19 protein-coding genes and 1 tRNA gene are annotated in these 20,037 nt (G+C 59.2%); 3 read left to right on the top strand and 17 right to left on the bottom strand.

Annotation, left to right across the window (positions count from 1 at the left end):
* Positions 1–17: 17 nt before the first annotated feature.
* The 8 genes from GSQ82_RS03685 to GSQ82_RS03650 form a co-directional block, all read right to left on the bottom strand.
* A complete protein-coding gene (locus GSQ82_RS03685) occupies positions 18–458 on the bottom strand; it encodes a VOC family protein (RefSeq protein WP_158790670.1) in 441 nt (146 codons plus the stop codon).
* A gap of 57 nt (positions 459–515) precedes the next feature.
* Positions 516–1,382, bottom strand: a complete 867-nt coding sequence (locus GSQ82_RS03680) for a DUF427 domain-containing protein (RefSeq protein ID WP_158790669.1) — start codon at positions 1,380–1,382, stop codon at positions 516–518.
* 269 nt (positions 1,383–1,651) lie between these two features.
* Complete coding sequence (gene egtB / locus GSQ82_RS03675) at positions 1,652–2,914, bottom strand: ergothioneine biosynthesis protein EgtB (RefSeq protein ID WP_158790668.1); 1,263 nt, start codon at positions 2,912–2,914, stop codon at positions 1,652–1,654.
* A 941-nt stretch (positions 2,915–3,855) separates the two neighbouring features.
* The gene (locus tag GSQ82_RS03670; RefSeq protein WP_158790667.1) at positions 3,856–4,173 is read right to left on the bottom strand and encodes a hypothetical protein; all 318 of its coding nucleotides are present in this window, start codon (positions 4,171–4,173) and stop codon (positions 3,856–3,858) included.
* 170 nt (positions 4,174–4,343) lie between these two features.
* Complete coding sequence (locus tag GSQ82_RS24885; RefSeq protein ID WP_254061401.1) at positions 4,344–5,207, bottom strand: alpha/beta fold hydrolase; 864 nt, start codon at positions 5,205–5,207, stop codon at positions 4,344–4,346.
* A 176-nt stretch (positions 5,208–5,383) separates the two neighbouring features.
* Positions 5,384–5,440 carry a hypothetical protein gene (locus tag GSQ82_RS25530; protein ID WP_371417161.1) on the bottom strand — a complete coding sequence of 19 codons (57 nt, stop codon included), beginning with the start codon at positions 5,438–5,440 and terminating at the stop codon, positions 5,384–5,386.
* On the bottom strand, positions 5,434–6,639 hold the full coding sequence (locus GSQ82_RS03655) for a chromosome partitioning protein ParB (protein ID WP_254061399.1): 1,206 nt from the start codon (positions 6,637–6,639) through the stop codon (positions 5,434–5,436). The genes GSQ82_RS25530 and GSQ82_RS03655 overlap by 7 nt, the downstream gene beginning before the upstream one ends.
* Positions 6,524–6,988: a LysR family transcriptional regulator gene (locus GSQ82_RS03650; RefSeq protein ID WP_254061398.1), complete on the bottom strand. Its 465-nt coding sequence runs from the start codon at positions 6,986–6,988 to the stop codon at positions 6,524–6,526. Before GSQ82_RS03650 ends, GSQ82_RS03655 begins: the two co-directional genes overlap by 116 nt.
* A 1,003-nt stretch (positions 6,989–7,991) precedes the next feature.
* On the opposite strand from GSQ82_RS03650, the gene GSQ82_RS03645 reads away from it, so the two are divergent.
* Positions 7,992–9,008 carry an SIR2 family protein gene (locus GSQ82_RS03645; protein ID WP_158790666.1) on the top strand — a complete coding sequence of 339 codons (1,017 nt, stop codon included), beginning with the start codon at positions 7,992–7,994 and terminating at the stop codon, positions 9,006–9,008.
* Positions 9,009–9,101: 93 nt separating this feature from the next.
* Here the strand turns inward: GSQ82_RS03645 and GSQ82_RS03640 are convergent, their stop codons facing one another.
* The 3 genes from GSQ82_RS03640 to GSQ82_RS03630 form a co-directional block, all read right to left on the bottom strand.
* Positions 9,102–10,244, bottom strand: coding sequence for a YhcG family protein (locus tag GSQ82_RS03640; protein WP_254061397.1), 1,143 nt, complete (start codon positions 10,242–10,244; stop codon positions 9,102–9,104).
* Positions 10,234–11,424 carry a site-specific integrase gene (locus GSQ82_RS03635; protein ID WP_158790665.1) on the bottom strand — a complete coding sequence of 397 codons (1,191 nt, stop codon included), beginning with the start codon at positions 11,422–11,424 and terminating at the stop codon, positions 10,234–10,236. Before GSQ82_RS03635 ends, GSQ82_RS03640 begins: the two co-directional genes overlap by 11 nt.
* A 116-nt stretch (positions 11,425–11,540) precedes the next feature.
* A tRNA-Ala gene (locus tag GSQ82_RS03630) sits at positions 11,541–11,616 on the bottom strand.
* A gap of 233 nt (positions 11,617–11,849) precedes the next feature.
* Here GSQ82_RS03630 and GSQ82_RS03625 point away from each other — a divergent pair.
* Both GSQ82_RS03625 and GSQ82_RS03620 read left to right on the top strand, forming a co-directional pair.
* A complete protein-coding gene (locus GSQ82_RS03625; protein ID WP_158790664.1) occupies positions 11,850–12,569 on the top strand; it encodes an RNA polymerase sigma factor in 720 nt (239 codons plus the stop codon).
* Positions 12,566–13,249 (top strand): anti-sigma factor, encoded by a 684-nt coding sequence (locus tag GSQ82_RS03620; RefSeq protein WP_158790663.1) that lies wholly within the window; start codon positions 12,566–12,568, stop codon positions 13,247–13,249. The genes GSQ82_RS03625 and GSQ82_RS03620 overlap by 4 nt, the downstream gene beginning before the upstream one ends.
* 429 nt (positions 13,250–13,678) lie before the next feature.
* On the opposite strand, the gene GSQ82_RS03615 is transcribed toward GSQ82_RS03620, so the two are convergent.
* The 6 genes from GSQ82_RS03615 to GSQ82_RS03590 all read right to left on the bottom strand — a co-directional run.
* Positions 13,679–13,870: a hypothetical protein gene (locus tag GSQ82_RS03615; RefSeq protein WP_158790662.1), complete on the bottom strand. Its 192-nt coding sequence runs from the start codon at positions 13,868–13,870 to the stop codon at positions 13,679–13,681.
* Between the two features lie 142 nt (positions 13,871–14,012).
* Complete coding sequence (locus tag GSQ82_RS03610; protein ID WP_158790661.1) at positions 14,013–15,734, bottom strand: AsmA family protein; 1,722 nt, start codon at positions 15,732–15,734, stop codon at positions 14,013–14,015.
* Between the two features lie 49 nt (positions 15,735–15,783).
* Entirely contained in the window at positions 15,784–16,584 is an 801-nt protein-coding gene (gene lepB, locus GSQ82_RS03605) for a signal peptidase I (protein ID WP_158790660.1), read from the bottom strand.
* Positions 16,585–16,657: 73 nt separating this feature from the next.
* Positions 16,658–17,506 carry a signal peptidase I gene (lepB, locus tag GSQ82_RS03600; protein ID WP_254061396.1) on the bottom strand — a complete coding sequence of 283 codons (849 nt, stop codon included), beginning with the start codon at positions 17,504–17,506 and terminating at the stop codon, positions 16,658–16,660.
* Positions 17,503–18,369 (bottom strand): ribonuclease III, encoded by an 867-nt coding sequence (gene rnc / locus GSQ82_RS03595; protein WP_158790659.1) that lies wholly within the window; start codon positions 18,367–18,369, stop codon positions 17,503–17,505. The genes lepB (GSQ82_RS03600) and rnc overlap by 4 nt, the downstream gene beginning before the upstream one ends.
* Before the next feature lie 62 nt (positions 18,370–18,431).
* Positions 18,432–20,037: lipopolysaccharide assembly protein LapB (locus GSQ82_RS03590; RefSeq protein ID WP_158790658.1), on the bottom strand; the 1,606-nt coding region annotated here is incomplete at its 5' end.

Genomic DNA, 20,037 nt, shown 5'->3' with positions numbered 1-20,037 from the left:
TTGCCGTCCAAGCTTCGTCACGCGTTTCGGTAGCCGCGCTCCTGTAGCACCCAGCCGTTGCCATCCGGATCAGAGAAATTTGCGAGGCTGGCGTAGTCTCCGCGAGCAGGGTCGAGCCCGGATGCGAATCCTCCGTCCCAAGCTCCAACGGGCGTCTTGTGACGGATCTCACTCACCTTGACCCTACGTTCGAGCAGACTCTCGCACGCGGCTTCCAGATCCGTGACGACGATATAGACGTTGCGAAGCGAACCGGCGGGCGCGTCGGTGAGCCCTTTGCCGACCTGGATGGAGCAGTTGGACCCCGGCGGAGTGAGTTGAACGATCCGAAACGCATCGGTCGGGCAGTAATCCACATCGAGCTTGAAGCCGATCTGATCGACATAGAACCGTAGCGCCTGCCCGACATCACTTACGGGCACCACGATCACTTCGATTGAAAAACTTGGCGTTCTCACGGTTCGGTCTCCTGTACGCCTGCAACCTTATAGTCCCATCGTTATTGCGGTATTTGGTTATCCGCGTAGACGAGCCTCAGCAACACTCAATTCGCGATCAGGACCATGCGTGATTACCGTCTGCCCCGTTTCAAGCTTTAGCTGCGTCCCGTCGAGTTCTACCGAAACTACGTCCGGCTCGAACGACACCAGATCAGAGATACGGCCAACTTCGGGATAGGCCTCACGATACGACCATGCCCCCAGACGTGCGTCACCGAGGTCGTAGTAGCTACACAACCCCTTGTATGGGCAGAAGGTCTGGTGGTGTTCCACTACGGTCAGCGCAGACTCGTCGATATCGGCACGTGGAACGTACCAGCGCGGCGCAAAGCCAGACTCGTACAGGGCAAGTGGCCGCTTAGTATCTGCGATCACTCGGTCGCCATGGCGAACAATGAGGTTACGAGAGGTCTGGCGGATGTCGATACGATGGTAGCTGTCTGCGGCGTGGCCCAAAATTCGTTCGTCTTCTTCATAAAAAGCATCCATAGCTGCCCAGGAGAATGCGACCCGAGACTGCAGCTCACTTGCGTAAGCAGGTAGGTCGACGTGTTGCCACGCACCTCGCTGTGCTTGCTTCTCGCCTGCCTTGACTATGTACCAGGAGGTGTCGCCAAGGTCGGGGTGCCGAGTTGTGTGCTCGCTGTGCTCCAGCGTTTCTGGAGAGATATCAGTCTCCGGAAAGTAGGCCACCGGGTACCGGCCGGGTTCAAAGAGCAAAAGGACATGCTCGCTATCGGCGATCCACATTCCACCGAAACGCACACGCATGCGCCGCCGTAGCGGCTCGATATACAGAAGTCGCTTGGGCAATGGCTCAGGCACTAGAAACCGCTCGATTGCGCCTGATGAAAGCGGACCTTGTTGCCAGGACAGTCCCATTCGTCACCTTTCAATACTCGCGTTCACGAGCTGTGATTGCAAATGCAATGCCAAAGAGTGAGACTCCTCAAGTAAGTACATCTCCAAGGCTAAGTTATTGTCATTGCGATGCATCACTTCTACTGACAGCGTTTTTACAGGTCCCGCGGAGTGGCAAATTCGAGACGAATGTCCGACACTGGCGGGAATTAGTCGCGGGCTTGTCGCGATACGGCGGAAGGCACAGATATCTACTGTGCCACCGCAAGTCCTCATCAGGACAGTACGTTTCAAGCTGCCAAACGCATTCCGGTGAACTGCCAGCGAGCCGCTGGCCGGCAGAAATTCCGGTAAGTGGCGCGCACATGATCTGTAGGCGTGACACAGGACCCGCCGCGCAGAATCATCTGGCCGGACATGAACTTTCCGTTGTATTCGCTCAACGCATCGGGGAGGGGTTTATATCCCGGATAGGCGATATAGGGGCTGGCCGTCCATTCCCAACAATCTCCAAAGAGCTGATTAACACCCTCGCCCGTCGCCGCTGCCGGATGCAGTCTTCCCGTATCGAGCAGATTCCCGGTGCGTAGCTTCTGGCTGGCGACTGATTCCCATTCTGCCTCGGTTGGGAGTCGGCAGCCACGCCAACGCGCGAACGCGTCGGCCTCGAAGAAGCTGATGTGGCACACGGGGGTATCGAGAAGGGAGGAGAGGCCGTGCCATCCTCTCAACGTAAAGATGCACCACCCCGTCACATCGCTGAAGTCACGCTCCCAATAGAGCGGAGCCTCCCAACCCGAATACTTTAATGTCTCCCAGCCATCTGACAACCATAATTCGGGACGCATATACGCATCATCCGCCATAAACTCCAGATACTCTCGGCATGTGACTTCGCGGTTTGCAATCTGGAAGGGCCGCAGATAAACCCTGTGGCGCGGAGTCTCGTTGTCAAAGCAGAAATCCTGTGGGTCTTCAACACCGATCAGACAGCCGCTTTCAATCAGTCCGCCCTCTATACTGTGCCAGCTAAGCTTCGGTATCGGGAGGCCGGCCTCGTCTGCCAAGGGAGTCTGTTCATACGAGGGACGCAGAGGATTCGAGAAGAATGCGTGCTTGATATCCGCCAGTGCCAGTTCCTGGTGATGTTGCTCGTGATTCAAACCCAACACCACTCGTCGCGCCCCTTCCGCGTCTATAGGCTGCGCCAACAGCCTCTCCATTTCGTGGTCCACATACTCTCGAAAGGCGTGTATCTCATCCAGGGATGGTCGGGAAAAGGAGGACTGCAGCTTCTTCTTGGCAATCCCCTCGCCGAGAGAAATGTAGTAACTGTTGAAGAGACGATGGAACTCTTCGCGGAAAGGTTTGTAATTTGCGAGAAATGGCCGTAGCACAAATGTCTCGAAGAACCACGTTGTATGAGCCTGATGCCATTTCGCGGGACTCGCCTCAGGACAGGACTGTACCATCTGATCTTCGGCCGACAAGCTCACTACGAGAGAGCGCGTTATCGCCCGCACGGCTTTGTATTTGCAGGCAAGAGCATGCATTGGATCCTTCCATATGCCGCAACCCGCCATCAACGCGAGTCTAACGACATGCGCATTAACAAAAGGCGAGGGAGCTTCTTCGCAACCAATCTCCTTGCAAGCAAGGGGATTGCCAAACTACGGCCTGACAATGCGGCCGAGGAATCCAGATCTAAGTGATTCTTTTACATTAAGATCAACCTTCAGGAGCGTGACCGATGGCCTAGCCATTCGTGACAGATTTGTGACTGATGTCCGTCACTGGCGAGTTATGGTCGCGTCAACCGTCGCTTCATAAAGGAACAAGGGAGGATCAGTCCACAACTTGCTCTGACCTGGACGCCGCCATTTGGTTGGAAGGCTGCGGGACGATTGATACGAAGCTTTCACATTGTGTTTGTCGAATGCGGAAGTTTGAGATAAGCCGTCCTCTCTCGTTGCCACAAAAAACGATAGATAGCTGCTGCAGGATCGAGTTTCGTTCCTGCAGTTCCTACACGCGACAACTTTCGCGACGAGAATCCGTCAGTGACAGGCATCAGTCACTAATTCGTCAGTCTCGACGCGAGCTCTGCTGAAGTTCTCCGATAGCTTTTTCATTGTCTAACAACTCCTTAGCCGATCTTACGGTTTGGGCTGAAGTGCTGTCTGCTCTTTGGCAGGCCAATCGCTCTACCCAAAGCTCCTTCATTGCTGTATCGCTTTGCGCCAGCTCTGAAGGGTTCGGCCATGTCAGCTTGCCTTTCACCAGTGAGGCGTAGATGCGGCCGGCCGGCGGCACAACTGTTCCGAGCCCAAGGGCGGCGATCGCATCTGCCGCCTGCTCGATCGTATTAGCGCCCCAAAAGTCTGGAAGCCACTGCCATCATCAACTTTGCCCACCAGGGCCATTCGCGAAACAACGACGTGCCGGCAGTCAGTCCGGGGTTATAAGCAATGACCCGCAGGCCATTGCTCACTGCTTATGGGGAGATTTCAAAGGCACGTGCAGTGAGAAGATTGCAGAGCTTCGAGCTTGCGTAAGCTCTAATTCCCGGCATGAAGCCGCCCTTGTCTTTGGGATGAGCAAGCGCCTCGGGATCGAGTTCCTTCGGTCCAAATGGAACCTGCTTGGGATCATGGACATCGCTAGTGGTGATGACGATGGTGGCGTTCTTCGCGAGGCTAGGCTCCAAAAGACTGAGCAGAAGATAGTGCGCCAGGTGGTTGATCACGAATGTGGATTCGAATCCGTCACCAGTCCTATGATTGGTGGTTCCGAACTGCGCCCCAGCATTCATGATGAGAATGTCGATATCCAGACCGCCTTCGACATTCAGAGGAGAGGCGTGCCCGCTGCCAAGGTTGTGGTCGAATTGGCATAGATGGCTGCGACTTCAATCCGTAAGACGCTTGTAACGTCATCATCTCTCGGCTTAGCTTCGCGATCGGCATTGCACCAAGTCATGTTCTAACGACAAGGAGCAGTGGTCGTTTTACCGTATACGGCAGATCCGTCCTGAACGGGCTCGAGAAAGGCACGGATCTGGTCAGCAGCGAAGTTGGGACAATCTGTTTGCAAGAAGTGGTCACTGTTTGCAGCTATGACACGGTAGCTCTTCGGGTAAAGCCTCAACAAACTGTCCTGAAGCATATTCCAGGTTGTGAAAGCCTCAGGCGTCTGAAGAACGGGGCTCTTATCTTCTGACAGGACCAGCACCGGTAAGGTTCCAGGAAGATTTGAGACTTCCTGCTCATCGGACGGAAGTGCTACGGCTTCATGGCGCTGTTCCGCATCCTGAGAGGGAATGCATTGGTCGGCCATAAACAACCCCTGGATCGAGGAAAGAGCCGGAGGAAATTCGGAACAGAGGTGTTTCAATCGCGCATAACCGGACACTTCCATGGCCCACACTGGAAAGGAAAAAGTGGTCAGTTGCCGCAGTGTCGCCTCACCCAAGCCTAGTGCATCAGCGGCTTTGCCCTCGTAGGCCCCTGGTGTCGCGGCGTCCAGGAAGATGAGAGCTGAAATATCGCTGGGATATTGCTGCGCGTATTCCCTGATGTACAGGCCACCTAGTGAATGGCCCAGCAACACAAACGGGCCTTGCTCGTGCGCCGTTTTTAGCAACTCGTGCAGTTGACTTGAGATGGCTAGTGCATCCCGCACGCCAGGCTGGGGCTCACTCCACCCGGTTCCCGCACGATCGTAGGAACAAAAGCGATAAGTTTTCGATAAGGAGTTTTGAAGAAAGGTCCAGGTGAGCGAATCCTCACCGCTGCCAGCCTCGGCAATGATCGTCCGACTCCCAGTTCCGGCGCAACTCAGATGCATCGAGTTCACTCCAACCATGTAGAAGCCGCCGGGGGGAGGGTTTTTTGGCCACCTGGATGTGCTGGTAAACAACGCCGGTGTTGCCGACATGACGGGGGCCGATGCGCCTGCTAGTACGGCCTCGATCGACGCAATCAAGCGCATCTTCAACACGAACTTCTTCGGCACGGTGGAGTTCACGCAGCCCAACGCACAAGTGGTCCCATTGCTTTGGCGAGCGAATGACCTAGGATGGTATTCGTATATTCGACGCGTGGCGGAATAGTCGGATATCCACCTTATAGACAGCGGCGGCATCGTGAAGCACCTGCGACGGGTTGTGCCGGGTGGCCATGTAGAGGATGGTGGATTCCACCAACACTTTGCCCAATACGCTTTCCTCGGCACGACGCAGGTATGCGGCAAACAGCTTCCCAAGTGAGTCGCTGTCTTTGGACTTCCTGATGCCGTACTGCTTGGCAACGATGGCAAGACGGTTTTCGTCCAGCAAGGATGCCAAGCGTTCGGCCACAAACAACAGGTCGCGTTTCATCAATCGCACCGGGACGGCTGCGGTGATGGCCGCGAGAATGCGGATTCCTGTCGTGTTGGCGATGGCAGTCTCCCGACGCTGCTTCTCCTGTTCCGCCTTCCACTTCGGATCGTCCGCGACCTTCTGCGAACGCGACTTGGGATGATGCACCGGGCAGGTTGGCTCGGTGCAGACCTTGCGCAGTTCGCCTTTGTCGATGCCATCGGAGACGATGGCATCGGTGGTGTATTTGCATGTTTTGAACTCCGGTCGTGTGGCCTGTTCTTTGGTGGCGGGCTTGTCGGGCCGGATTTCGGTGTACTTGTTGCGCGGCAACGTGACGCTGCCTTCTTTCTGCTGTCCATGGGCTGTGCTGATTTGCACGAGCGTGGGCTTGGCAGCGATGGCCTTAGCGACGTGGGCTTCTACCTTCGCCTGATAGCAACCAGGCGAGGTGCAAGCGTCCAGTTTGCCTAGATCGGAGAACAGGAGCTTGTTATGCCCTGTCCGCATGGGGCAGTCCACGCAACTGCCTGCCGCTGGTACAAGCTGCGCATCGCGCTTATCGAAGGGCGCGAGTTTCAGAACGAGAAGAATGTTCGACTCAATCCAGAATTGCAGGCTGCGGACAGGAAGCAGAATGCGTTTCGCCTTCTGGCCACCCGCGCTCCAATCCTCTTTGAAGCAAACAGCGAGCGCCTGTTCCTGCTGGTCGGGCTGGAGTTTCGCCAGCAGGAGCGCGTGGCCGACGCCGATCTCCTCACGGTAAAACGCATCCACAACGTTCTGCGTTAGCTCAGTCAGCTTAAGGCGAGAGGCCACGTACACCGGACTCTTGCCCGTCTTCGCGCTGATTTGCTCGACGCTGTACTTCGGCTCCTCCAAGTCCAGCAAAGCACGGAACCCGCTTGCCTCTTCCATCGGGTGAACGTCGGAACGTTGAAGATCCAATCCAACCGGCTCCCCATCCGAACCGAACGGAGTCAACCTCACCGCGCTCAATCGCTATGAGCGCATCGATGACTTCATCGCGTGTCTCCAGCAGGAACTTAGCTAAGACCTTGAATGCAACTCCAGTGTCCGTGGGCCGGATACGCCCGCCCTTCATCTTGCGAAAGAGACGAACCGAAGCGTTCTCCTGGAACTGTCTGGCCTGAACGCTGAGATTGGGTTGCGCGGTACGCAACTCCTCCGCAGCAGGTCGGAATCCCTGTCTCTCCAGGATCGTCAGCAAGTATTTGAAATGGCGAAGCTCGGCCCATTCATACATAGCCCACCGCTCGACAAGAAGTAGCGTTCTCGACTCTGCTCCAAACGAGCGGATAACCGCATCTCCATCTCCGCCTGTGGAAATTCTGTCAATCTAAATCCCGGTTATCAACAGAAAAGTGGGTTTTGGCCATAATTACGCCACGCGGCAAAATGCCTGTTTTCGACGAAGTTGTCCCAAGGTGATACGTGAAACGTATCACCCGATAAATGAAAAGTATTAGACAGGACGCTTCTGTCGAGAGAGGCTAGGCACATTTCCCGGTATCTTCCGATACCGTCATTCCACGTTTGGAGATGCCGTATGGCTTTGGCCTCAATCATCCAACGGACAAACCGGATAGAGCCGCCATCTGGGCGATGGAGTGGGGAGCGGTGGGTCGAACCAGAACCTTCCACCGATGACCCTGCTCTCGAAAGGCATTACTCGGTGAACGACATTTCCAAGTCTTGGGGGCTTAGCGGAAACACCATCCGAAGGATCTTCGAAAAGGAACCTGGGGTGATCGAATGGGGTACGACGGAGAGCCGGTTTGCGCGAGGCTACCGAACTCTGCGAATACCGGAGAGCGTGATGTTGCGTGTTCACCAGCGCTTGCGGAAACGCGGATGAACTTCAGTGGGACTAAAGAGCCCGTTTTGAGTGTGGGACGGATCGTGGGCAGTCGTTCCTAGAATAGACAGCGTCAGTGCTGCCCGAAGTTCGAGAGAAATCTGGAGCTTGGAGTATTCTCGACGCTCGATGAGTGACTCGGCGATGTATCGACGGACATGCAACACTAAAAGGGCGATTGGGATTCAAACGTCTTCGTCGAAAGGTGACTCCGCATATGCCTGGTTCCGTGAGTACGACACACTCCGTCACCAAGAGGTATTCGATATACATATTAGGCGCGGGATTTTCGTGCTTAGCGGGGCTACCTCTGGCCAATGAGCTATGGCCCGAGATACGCAGGAGAGCCAAGTCAACCAGTGACAGAGCCAATCAAAATTTCGCGAAAGATTTGCAAGCCTACATCGATTACAAGAGAGACTGTGATGCAGAGATTCTTTCACCGGAGGCTGTGCAGTTTGAAGAATTCATGGCATACCTTGATGTTGAGCATTATTTAGGCCTTCGAGGATCAGACACCTGGAGTCCGGATGGAAACGAAACACAGATTCTAGTCAAGACGCTCATCGGCGAAATTCTCACCGAACGCACACCTCAAAAAGAAAACATTCCGAGTTTGTACTTGGCATTCGCTCGACTCCTCAAGCCATCGGATGTCGTCCTAACGTTCAACTACGACACCCTGCTTGAGCGGGCCCTTGATGTCGAGGGAATCGCCTATCGCCTTTTCCCGTCTCGATACCAGAATGTCGGCAATGGTCAGGCAGAAATCGACAGTTCCAGAGAAGAAGTTGTGATTCTAAAAATGCACGGTTCAGTAGATTGGTTCGACCGGACACAGTATGACGAGATCGAAGAGACGCGGCTAGTACGAGGACTACATCCGGGGCATGAGCACCCAGTATTTAGCAAGACTCAGGAGCTTGATCTGAAGCCGTTGACAGATGGCCCGCGATTTTCGGGCGATCCGTTACAACGTATTTACAGGGTCGGAAACGCAGCGGAGCTATACAAGAGCGGACCGTTGTTTCTTGCAACCCCGCTCTTGCTGAACCCGTCTCCTCTGAAGCTAGTGTATTCATCCATCTTTCAGGACTTCTGGAAAGGTTTAGGACGAGATGGTGGCCTTAATTTCGGGATGACCATTATCGGGTTTTCTATGCCCGCGCAAGACGAGTATCTGCGACAGGTGATATATCGGCTAGTTACCAACTACCAAACTAAGTATTGGGATGATGGGTTTCTTGAGTACAGAAAAACCCCCTTGGTGATGATTGATTTCCGCGCCGATGAAAAGAGTCGGCGTGAGCTGCTTGACCGATACAGATTCATCGATTTGAACAAGGCTGTAACTCATTGGGAAGGCTTGAATGAGGCTGCATTGGCAACGCTTCAGGCATACGCTTGAGTAGCAACTTACAACTTCAGGCCAAATCACTTATCGAGACCTGCACAGGAGGCTGGGGCCTTCGGGCTGGGTGGTCGGCTATCGGAAGTTGATCTAGTGTTCCCCGCTTGCAAGCGAGAATCGTTCTTCGATCCTCGAACGTGAACGTTTCAATTCTTCGGCGATGAGTTTTTCATCCGGCAGGATTGTTTGATACTCGGCGGCCAGCACCTTGTTGGAGAGGTTGTCGAGAGCATAGTGCGCCTCGGCAACGCCTTTCTCCGCGCAGAGGATCAAACCCACCGGCGGATTTTCATCCGGCTTCATCCAATGTTCGCGGGCGTAGTTCAGGTAGAGGTGCATCTGGCCAGCGTCCGCATAGTTGAATTTTCCTGCCCTGAGATCGACGATCACGAGACAGCGCAAACGCCGATGGAAGAAGAGGAGGTCGATGCGAAACCAGGAATCGTCAATACGCAACCTGCGCTGCCGACCCAAGGAAGGCGAAGTCGTCGCCCAATTCCAGCAGAAAGTCGGTAGGTGCCGGATGAGCGCCTCTTCCAAATCGGATTCAGAGTATTCGTCCTTGAGGTCAAGGAACTCCAGGACGAACGGATCTTTAATCGCCTCTTCTGGAGTGACCGCATCGTTGGGTTGAGCGCTCTCGGCCCTCTTCAACATGGCTGCCTTATTCTTGGAGAGCGCGATTCGTTCATAAAACTGACTTTCGATCTGTCGGTTGAGCTGCCGAATCGACCAGCCGGACCGAAGGGCTTCCGTCTCATAGAAGGAGCGTGCTTCTGGGCGCTTGACCGAGAGCAGCCGGACATATGCAGACCAAGGCAGCGGAAAGCGGCTGGAAAGTTGCTGGATTCCAGATTCTCCAGACGGTGTCTGGAGAATGTTTTGGTCTGGCCACGCCCGGTAGAAAGCCCGCATCTGCCAAAGATTGGCTCTGCCAAATCCGCGACCGAACTGCCGCGTCAGGTCTCTGGCGAGTTCTTCGATCAGTTGCTCGCCATACTCGGCGCGCTGTTCTCCGCGTTGCTCAAACTCGGCGATCCGTCGTCCGATCTGCCAGTATGTGGCAGTCATCAGCGCATTGACGCCGCACGGGCCTCCTGCAACAGCGCAACGATCCCTGCGCGGATGCCGGTGTAGTCTTCGGAAATGGCTGGAACATTTGCCATTGCGGGTCCTTCTCCTATCGTAGTGGCAGATAACGCAAGTGAGCGTCGCAAGGCTGTCATGCCGCACTGACGGCAACGGCTTTCTTGCCCTTCACCGGCATGGCCGGGCGCCTCTCCTCAGCCTGTTCCCATGCCATCCGCGCCGATTGCGCCAACTGCGCCTGCCGAGCTTTGACGAAGGGCGCGTAGTGCTTCTCCGTCACTTTGACGCTGCTGTGCCCCAATAGCAGCGAAACCTGGTCAATGGGCACACCAGCCAAGAGCAATTCGACGGCAAAGGTATCGCGGAACATATGGGAGTGGCAGCGTTTCAGCGTGCCATCCGGACTCTTCAGAGCCACATTTTTGAAGAGCAAAGCCAGGGAACGCACCCACCCGCGCTTGGCCGTCTCCGGGTCGCCGTTGCCGCTCCAGAAGAAGTAGTGAGGATTTGAATTCGGAAGCGACCGCAACAGTGTATGTACTTCAGGTGGCAGCGGCACATAGACCGCCACCCCGGTCTTGGCACGGTAGAGGAAGAGGTTCCCATCGTCGCTCAGGCGTGTCCGCTCCAGCGTCACCGCGTCCTTGATCGCGAGTCCCGCCCATCGCATCATCAAGATCAAAGCTCTCAAGCGATCACGGCCGTGCTCAAAGTCGTGGCCGCCGCGCCAGTCTCCATAGGCATAGGTTCCGTCCACCAGCGCCTTGAACTCGTCCTTCGGGAAGTAGTCCGTGGGGGTGGGCTCGGCCTTCACCCGTTTCAAGAGGATGGCGGGGTTCTTCGTCATCCAGTCCATGCGGACGCAGAACCAGAGGAAGGCGATCAACCGCTCGTGCTTACGCTGCATGGTCTGCGCGGCGTTCGTCCATCCGGAGCGGAACTTGGTCAGCACAGCCGGGGTGAGCTGGTCGAGGTAGACGATGCCCTCGTTCTTTGCCCACTCCTTTAACTGTGTCTCGAAGAAGTACCGGCTCTTCTTGAGTGTGCCCTCGGTCAGGCGGCGGGAATCCTCATCCGCACGAAACGTCTGAATGGCATCGACGATCTTCGCGCGTGGCCTGGCCTCGGGCTTGTTGGGGTCGGACTCGTCTTCGAGCCTGCGGCAGAGCAGCTCCGCCTTCTCCCAGCTCCGCGTCTTGGCGGACTTGCGCAGGTAGCGGCCATCGGGAAGATTTCCCTGAACCCACTTCGGACATTTGCAGCGGCGGTAGGAGATGTCGACCTGTTTGCAGGGCGCGTAGTGGCGGGTATAGGGCGAGAGCATGGGAGCACTCCTTTCCTTGCGCGGTAAACGCGCATAAGGAAAGTATAGGCCGCTGTACGATTTCTGTACGATACTCTGGGCCTTGCTCTAAGTGATTGATTTTACGGTAGGTTGTTTGGTGGACCTGATCGGGATCGAACCGATGACCTCTTCCATGCCATGGAAGCGCGCTCCCAGCTGCGCCACAGGCCCACTCTTGCGGAAGGACTCTCTCTATTTTGGAGGAGTCGGTGGCATTCGTCAATGTCACTCGGGAACATATCTGGTATGTTCCGGTGTCTAAAGATATTAGAGTGAGCGAGCACTCGGCCGCCGGCGGCGCAGTTACCTCTTTGTCTTTGGACCGATGCTGTTCTCTGCGGGGCTTCGCTGGCTCTGCATTTGCTAAGGTGATTCACCAAGTCGTAGTGTAGAGGGTACCCGATATGCAGGCGGGCACGATAGTGGGCAATTTAGCCAGCGCGATTGGCATTTCGACCGAGGATGCTGCACTCGTCGCCGACCTGAAGGCCGGCTCCGAGGAGGCGTTCGCCATTCTGATCGCGCAGTATCATCAGCCTCTCTACTCGCTAATTGCGCGCAGCCTGAATGATCCGGCCGACGCCGCTGATATCACCCAAGAGGTCTTCATCAAGGTGTTTCGCAGCATTCGCGGCTTCCACGGCGAAGCGAGCCTGCGCACCTGGCTCTATCGCATCGCGCTGCACGAGGCGTCCAACCAGCGGCGCTGGTGGTCGCGGCACAAGAAGCAGGAGATTACGATCGACTCTTCGCTCGACTCGGACTCCGACGTCGATTCCGACAATGGCGGACTCCGGCTGAGCGCGACGCTTGCCGATCGCGGCGACTCTCCGTTCGACCATGCGGCGCAGGCTGAGGTTCGCGAGCGGATCGAAGGGGCTCTCCGGCAGTTGCCTGAGGCGTTTCGCACGGTAGTTATTCTGCGCGAGATCGAAGGCTTTGCGTACGACGAGATCGCTGAGATCCTGAACATCAATCTGGGCACGGTGAAGTCGCGGCTGACGCGCGGGCGTTCGGCCCTGCGTATCCTGCTCGACACCCCCGGCACCAGAAGTGTCATTGCGTCGTCCCATTCTGCGTCCTACGCTGAGTCCCAGACATCTAATCGGACGGTGACACAATGAACTCTCCACTGTGCCTGAAGTGCCGAGCCTCTTTCTCCGACTATCTCGATGGTGCTGTGAGCGGACAGCAGATGCAGGAGATTGCCTCGCATCTGGAGAGCTGCGACGCCTGCACGGAACAGTTCGATGCGCTGCGGAGTATGCAGCGGTCGCTCAGCATTCTCGGTCCGGCGAAGGCTCCTGCCGATCTCGGTCTCAAGCTGCGGCTGGCGATCTCACACGAGCAAGCGCATCGCAAGTCGAGCTGGCTCGATACCGTGAGCCTGAAGTGGGACAACGCCGTACGGCCTATGCTGGTGCAGGTCTCGGCTGGTCTTGCCGGTGCCGTGGTGCTGGTGGGCGGCATTGCGCTGCTGCTCGGCATGGTAGCTGTGCCGGAGCCGGTGATGGCGAACGACGAGCCGCTGGGCGCGATGACCTCTCCTCACTATCTGTACTCGGCGGTGAACGCTCGTCCGATCGTTACCGATCATGACTCGATGATCGTGGTCGAGGCGTACGTCAACGAGCTTGGCCAGGTGTACGACTACAACATCGTCTCCGGACCTGAGAGTGAAGCAGTAAAGAGCCAGGTGGTGGATCAGCTCTTGATGAGCGTGTTTCAGCCAGCAAGTGTCTTTGGGGCTCCGGTGCGCGGGCGGGTTGTGCTTACGTTCTCGGGGATCTCGGTTCGGGGTTAGTTTTGGTTTTGGGGTACCCCCTCCCCTCCCTATACCCCCTCGCTAAGTCTTTTATTTTATATATTTGCGAAATTAGCTCTTCGTAAAAATTTCATTCTAAATGGGTTACGGGTAAATATTTCTTTATAAACAGGTTAGGTTGTTAATGGGAAAAGCCCCGACTTTGTCGGGGCTTTTCTATGCTCTGTATCCAGTATAGCGGTTGGGGGATAACTAATGCGTCACGCGAATGTTCGCGGCTGGCGCGGGTTTTCGTGGGTTTGGGGGTTGACAAGGTTTGGGCGGGTTGGGGAGGAGAGACAACGGCAAAGGGAATATTTAGTCGCTTCGGCTTCGCCTTTCGCTCCGGCGTTACACCCCATCGAGCAAGAACGCTCGTTGGGGCCCCCCGGTCTTCGGCAGAGTGGAGGCCGCTTTGCGGCGGCGGTCTTAGACGCGAGGCTGAAGCTTCGCTGTACCTAGCTGCAACAGCAAAAACAACGGCAACAACAAAGACAAAACAACAGCGGATCCCTGCGGGACGACAAACCAAAGGGCAGGCAACAACAACAGCAACCACAACCGCAGCAGCAGCAGCAACAGCAACAGCGACAGCGACAGCAACGACAACGACAACGACAACCGCAGATCCCGACGGGATGATAAACAAAAGAGCAGGCAACGACAACAGCAACAGCAAAGACAACAACGGTTGCAAGGTAAGGGCAACTGCTGGTGCTTGGGTGGTTGCTGGTGGTTTTTTGTGTGGCTGGTGGTGGTGGGGTTAGCGGCGGTGGTGGGGATGGGTGGCGACGGGGTGGGCGGTGGTGTTGTCGGTCCAGGTTTGGGGTCCGCCCCACGTGCGTGTGGAGGTGAGGTCTACGCGGAAGGGGCCGCTGGCGCGGTTGGTGGGTAGGGCTTTGGCGAGGCCGTCGCCGAACTGAGGGAGGGCGGTGGAGAGGGTTTGGAGGCGGGCGATGGAGGCCATGCCGGTGAGGTGCAGGGTGTAGCCGGTGGCGTCGAAGTGGCCGTCGAGGGTTGCGGGGTCTCTTCCGCCGAGGTCGAGTGAGGTGGGGGTGAGGAGGAAGACGCTGCCGGTGGGGGTGAGGGCGCTGTATTTGTGGTGGGGATCGTTGCTGCGGGGGGTGTTGGCTGGGGTTTGGTTGGGCTGGGGTGGGGATTGGAGGGTTATGTCGCTGGTGATGAGGGAGGTGTTGCCCTGGAGGGCGGTGCCCGCGCGGGGGTTGATGAGGCTGGCTCGTGTGAGGAGGAGCTGGCCTTGGAGCGGTGCGGGGGAGGAGGGACGGAAGAAGATCGCGCCGGTGAGGGTGCCGGCGGCGATGAGGTTGGCGGGGACGCGGGAGCTGGCGACGTGGAGCCACCCCAGTAGCGTGGCGGCGGGAAGGCCGGGGGTGCCGATCTCAAGGGCGGAGGCCTGGGGGCGGCGGATGTCGGGGACGGCTCCGGTAATGGCGAGGGTGGGAGCATTGGAGGAGCCGGCGGGGGGCCAGCTGCAGTGGATGTTCTCGAAGCCGTGGAAGTCGCCGGTGGCGGTGGAGAGGCACTGGATGTCGAGGGCGAGGGGGAGCTCGGGGACGAACTCGGCGCGGCGGACGGAGGTGAGGTGAACGGTGGCCTGGATGGCGCTGTTGCCGATGGTTCCCTGGGCGTTGGCGGTGACGCTCATCTCGCCGCGGAGGCCGAGGTCGCGGCCGAGGAGGACCTGGCTGGCCTGGCCGAGGGGGGTGTTGCTCCACTCGCCGCGGAGGTTGATGGGGACCTGGGCAAAGGAGGGGGCGCGGCCGAGGGTGCCTTCGACCTGGAGGGTGCCGGTGTCGGAGACGTTGGTGTCGGTGCGGGCGGGATGGGCGGTGAGGCGGAGGTGCCACTGCTGGGGGTCGGGGAGCCAGAGGGCGAAGTCGGCGTCGGTGAGGGAGATGGGGGTTTTTTCCTGGTCGAGCTTGAGGTTGAGGCGGGCGCCGGTGGCTTCGATGTAGGGGAAGCGGGGCGCGGGGCCGGCGGAGCGCTGGCTGGTGGGTGCGGCGTCGATGTGGGCGGCGTGGAGGAGGATGCTCTGGAGGTTCCACTTCCCTGCTGCGGTGTGGACGAGGTTGACGCTGGGTTCGGTGAAGCTGATGGTGGAGAACTCGACGCGTTTGCGCCAGAGGGAGCTGATGCGGAGGGTGGCGCGGACGGAGTTGGCGCGGATGATGGGCTCGGAGCCGAAGGCGGGGTCTTCATCGACGACGAAGTTTTCGAAGGTGAAGCCGGGAAAGGGCAGGAGGTTGAGGCTGACCTTGTCGAGGTGGACGGGGCGGCCGAGGCTGTCGCCGATGCTGGTGGCGATGCGGCGCTGGAAGCGGCTGACGTTGATGAGGGGTGGAAGCAGGACGAGGAGCATCACCGCGAGGACGGCGAAGGAGAGATAGAGGAGGCGGCGGAGGGTGCGATGAGGGATCGCTCCGGAGGCTTCGGCCTGCTCGATGGTTGGATCGGCTTCGTGCATGACGATTGGCCGGCGCGGGCGGGAGGTGCCTGCGCCGGCGATGTCCTCTTTACTTGATGAGATGGAAGGTACGCTTCCAGCGGGTTTCGTCGAAGATGTGGACCAGGATGTGGCCCATGAAGCTGATGCGTTCGCCGATGCTCTGCTTGTCGATCTGGTCGGCGGGGGTCTGGAAGGACCAGTAGACGAATAGAGGTCGGCCTACGATGTTTTCGCGGGGGACGAAGCCCCAGTAGCGGCCGTCGAGGGATTCGGTGCGGTTGTCGCCCATGGCGAAGACTTTGCCGGGGGGGACGACGAGGTCGCCGTCCTGGATGTGGCTGGGGAGATCGTCGGACCAGCTTGCGGTGACCTGGTCGTAGGGGCCGGGGGGGACGGCGGGAAAGTCGTCGCGGTAGGCGTTGAAGGCGTGCTGGGGGTTGTCGTCGGAGACGGGCATGCCGGCGTAGGGCTCGTTCTGGGCGACGCCGTTGAGGTAGACGACGCCGTTGCGGAGGTGGATGTGGTCGCCGGGGATGCCGATGGTGCGCTTGACGAGGAAGAGGTCGGGCTCGCCGGGTTTGAAGAAGACGATGATGTCGCCGCGGTGGACGTCACGATAGAAGACGAAGGGTGCCCACTTGGCGGGCGGGGCGAGGGCGATGCGGTCCACCAGGACGTGGTCGCCGATGAGGAGCGTCTTGACCATGGAGGCGGAGGGGATCTCGAAGTTCTGGAAGATGAAGGTCATGACGAAGAGACCGATGGCGAGGACGGTGCAGATGGAGGCGAGGGATTCGAGCGGGGTCTCGGCCTGGTCCTGCTGGGTGGTCTCGGGGATGTTGGCTTCGGTTTCCAGGGTGTTGGTCAAGTTCGTCTCCACGATGCAGCTATCAGTGTATCGCTGATGGGGGCGGAATTCGCGCGAGAAGAGGGCGAATGAGCTAGTGGACGATTTGGAGGACGCGGCTCCAGCGGGCGAAGTCGACGACGGCGTCGATTCTGCTGGAGGGATGGTGGCCGGGTGGGGCGGCGACGGCGTTTTGCGGGAAGGAGCCGTCGGAGTCGTGCTGCTGGAGGGAGAAGTAGATGAGAAGGGGTTTGCCTACGATGGCGTTGCGGGGGACGAAGCCCCAGTAGCGGGAGTCTTCGCTGTCGTTGCGGTTGTCGCCGAGGACGAAGTAGTTGCCGGTGGGGATGATGAGTTCGCCGTTGTCGATGAGGGAGCGCATGCGGATCCACCAGCGGGAGTCGATCTCGGGGTCGGCGGACTGGAGGCGGGGGAAGTTGTCGCGGAAGTTGTCGGGCGGGCTGGGGCGATAGACGGCGTAGGGTTCGGCGAGGGCGCGGCCGTTGATATAGACGCGGCCGTCGCGGAGGCGGAGGTGGTCGCCGGGGATGCCGATGACGCGCTTGACGAGGTGGAGGGTGGCGTCGACGGGGTCGTGGAAGACGATGACGTCGCCGCGGTGGATGGCGGCGGCGGGAAGGAGGGTGCCGGAGCCGTCGGGGGCGGCGGACTGTTTGTTGACGAGCAGGAAGTCGCCGACGAGGAGGGTGGACTCCATGGACTCTGACGGGATGCGAAAGGGCTGGACGCAGAAGGTGATGATGAAGATGGCGATGACGATGAGGTAGAGGAGGGACTGGAGCGAGGGCAGTACGCCGGCTTTTTCGTGATGCGCGGGTGGGTGGTGAAGGGCGGACGAATGGCGGCGGGTGGGCTCGGCTGGGAGTGGATGCGGGGCTGGAGAGGCGGTCGGGGGTTGGGAGGCGATGACGGGTGGGGTCACTTCGTCGCCTCCATTTCGGCTGCGGCAGGGAGGACAGCGGCGGCTTCGGAGAGCAGGCGCTGGAAGGCGAGGCGGGCGGCCTCCTGCTGGGCTTGTTTCTTGGTGCTGCCTTCGGATTCGGCGAGTGCGCGGGAGCCGCCGGAGCCGTCATCGACGCGGACTTCGACGCGGAAGAGTTTTTGATGGTCGGGGCCGCTTTGGGCGGTGAGGACGTATTGGGGCTGGCCTGCGCCGATGGCCTGGAGGTGCTCCTGCAGAGCGGATTTGTGGTCGCCGATGGCTCCGCTGAAGGTTTCGCTGGCCTGGAGGGCGAGGTTGAGGTCGGGCACGGCGGGTTCGATGATCTGCTTTTCGATGAAGGCACGGGCGGCGTCGAGGCCGCCGTCGAGGTAGAGGGCGGCGATGACGGCTTCGATGGCGTTGGCGAGGAGGGCGGGTTTGCTGCGTCCACCGCTTTGTTCTTCGCCGCGACCGAGACGGAGGAGAGAGCCGAGGTCGATGCGTTTGCCTACTTCACCGAGGTGGCGGCGGCTGACGAGCGAGGAGCGGAGACGGGTGAGTTCGCCCTCGCGCGAGGAGGGAAAGCGGCGGAAGAGGGATTCGGCGACGGCGAGGCCGAGAACGGCGTCTCCGAGGAACTCGAGCTGCTCGTTGTCGGCTTCGGGATCGGGCGATGCGGAGGGGTCGGTCTCGTAGGCGAGGGAGCGGTGGGTGAGGGCCCAGGTGAGGAGGTCGGGGTTCTTGAAGGTGTGATCGAAGATGGACGCGGGGGCGCCGTTGGGCTGCGGCTTGGTTGGCCGGGCCGGACGTGCGGGACGTACGGGGCTTGCGGAATCTCCGGGCTTTTTGTGACGCGTCGTCATGTCGTCATCAAGACCCCTCTGCGCTCTACTTTACCGGATGGATGCAGCTGCCGGACGGATGGTTACTGGGGCGGCGGTGGCGGACGGTAGGCTTCCTTCTCCGCTTTGCCGCTTGGGTCGAGTGGAGCGTCGTCATCGTCGGGCTGGGGTGCGTGCTCGACCTTGGGTGCGGCGAATGGTTCTTTGATGCCCTTTTCCGCGGCGGCCTTGGTGTCGGGCTGGGCGTCGCGGACGACGAGTGCGGCCTGATACTCGGCTACGGCCTTCGGGCGCTCCTGGTTGACGTCGTAGAGTCTGCCTAAGTAGATGTGCGACCAGGCGAGGGTGCGGGGATCTTTGGAGGTGTCGAGCACCTGCTGGAAGTCGCCGATGGCAGCGCCGGGCTGACGCTGCATGAGGTTGACGCGAGCGAGGACGTAGTGGGCCTGGGCGTGGTCGCCGGTGGGGTCGGCGAGGACCTTGTTGGCGATCTCGGAGGCGCCGGGGAGATCACCTTTGTACAACTTCATCTCAGCCAGCTGGAGTCCGGTAAGTTGAGCTGCGGACTGGTTGAGGACATCGTGGGTGCCCTGGGGAAGGAAGGCGATGTCGCGGGCCAGCTTGCGTTCGCGATCGACGTCCATGCCGTAGACCATCTGACCGATGTCTTCTTTGAGGCTGACGGAGTCCTTCTCCATCTGGGCGATCTGGTCGTAGAAGTAGTTGGCGAGGATCCAGCCCTGGCGCATGTCGAGGTCGAGGGTCTTGCGGCGGACGGCCTCGGCCTGATGCTCGTAGGCGGTGTTCTCGGCGTCGAAGCGCTCCATGTCGGTGCGCTCGCGGACGACGGTGGGGCGCTGGGGTTTGGGGATGCCTACGTCCATGGTGTGGGCCTCGATCGCCTTGATGAGGCACTCGGTGATGAGGGGGACGATCTCGGACTTGTAGGTGAACTCGAGGGGGGAGTCGTGGACGGCTTTGAGCAGGGGCGTGAGCCGCTCCATGGCGGAGGCACGCGAATAGACGAGGGGCTCGATCTCGTAGTGGAGATAGATGTGGCGGATGTCGTCCATGTGGACCGCGCCGAGGGGTTCGCCGGCGGGCGAGGCGACGACGATGTAGTCGCTGGCGTAGATGCGGGCGTTGGTGGAGGAGGGTGCGAGCATGGGCTCGAGCAGGACGAGGAAGCGGCGGCCGTCGTAGCTGCTGACGGGGAGGCGAAGGTAGATGTTGGTGTTGAGCACCATCTTGGTCAGGGGGTCGTGGACGCGGTTGACGAGGGCTTCGTACTCGGTGCGGTGCTCGCCCCAGATGGCGTTGAGGTGGATGTCTTCGGCGAAGGTTCGGAGCAGCGGAAGGATGTTGACGACCTGGGTGGCGTCGGGGGGAAGCTCGGTCTCGTCGGCAGTGGGGGTGAGGGCGGGCGGCGGGGTGACGTAGAGCGCGAGGGAGATGTACTGGGCGAGGTTGAGGCCGCTGTCGTTGAGGGTGTGGAGGCGGATGTAGCTGCAGAGTGCGTCCCGGCTGGTGCGGGCGGCGGGACTGGAGGCGACCTCGGCGTTGATCTCTTCGCGGACCTTGAGGCGAATCGGGGCGGAGGCGGCGAGGTCGGCGTCGTAGCCGCAGGTGTTGAGGGCGGCGGCGAGGTAGAAGAGAGGCTCGCTGGTCTCGAGGGTGATGGCGGAGCCG

Origin of the sequence: Granulicella sp. L60, assembly GCF_009765825.1 — a bacterium.
GTDB lineage: Bacteria > Acidobacteriota > Terriglobia > Terriglobales > Acidobacteriaceae > Edaphobacter.
Note: the sequence above shows the minus strand (reverse complement) of the source record. Positions and strands in the feature narration are given on the sequence as shown.

What these genes read in the sequence shown, in the direction of transcription:
- GSQ82_RS03680 (WP_158790669.1), bottom strand. Translation starts at nt 1,382, where the DNA reads ATGGGACTGTCCTGGCAACAAGGTCCGCTTTCATCAGGCGCAATCGAG.
- egtB (WP_158790668.1), bottom strand. Translation starts at nt 2,914, where the DNA reads ATGCATGCTCTTGCCTGCAAATACAAAGCCGTGCGGGCGATAACGCGC.
- GSQ82_RS03670 (WP_158790667.1), bottom strand. Translation starts at nt 4,173, where the DNA reads ATGAATGCTGGGGCGCAGTTCGGAACCACCAATCATAGGACTGGTGAC.
- GSQ82_RS24885 (WP_254061401.1), bottom strand. Translation starts at nt 5,207, where the DNA reads ATGCATCTGAGTTGCGCCGGAACTGGGAGTCGGACGATCATTGCCGAG.
- GSQ82_RS03655 (WP_254061399.1), bottom strand. Translation starts at nt 6,639, where the DNA reads ATGGAAGAGGCAAGCGGGTTCCGTGCTTTGCTGGACTTGGAGGAGCCG.
- GSQ82_RS03650 (WP_254061398.1), bottom strand. Translation starts at nt 6,988, where the DNA reads ATGTATGAATGGGCCGAGCTTCGCCATTTCAAATACTTGCTGACGATC.
- GSQ82_RS03635 (WP_158790665.1), bottom strand. Translation starts at nt 11,424, where the DNA reads ATGCTCTCGCCCTATACCCGCCACTACGCGCCCTGCAAACAGGTCGAC.
- GSQ82_RS03625 (WP_158790664.1), top strand. Translation starts at nt 11,850, where the DNA reads ATGCAGGCGGGCACGATAGTGGGCAATTTAGCCAGCGCGATTGGCATT.
- GSQ82_RS03620 (WP_158790663.1), top strand. Translation starts at nt 12,566, where the DNA reads ATGAACTCTCCACTGTGCCTGAAGTGCCGAGCCTCTTTCTCCGACTAT.
- GSQ82_RS03610 (WP_158790661.1), bottom strand. Translation starts at nt 15,734, where the DNA reads ATGCACGAAGCCGATCCAACCATCGAGCAGGCCGAAGCCTCCGGAGCG.
- rnc (WP_158790659.1), bottom strand. Translation starts at nt 18,369, where the DNA reads ATGACGACGCGTCACAAAAAGCCCGGAGATTCCGCAAGCCCCGTACGT.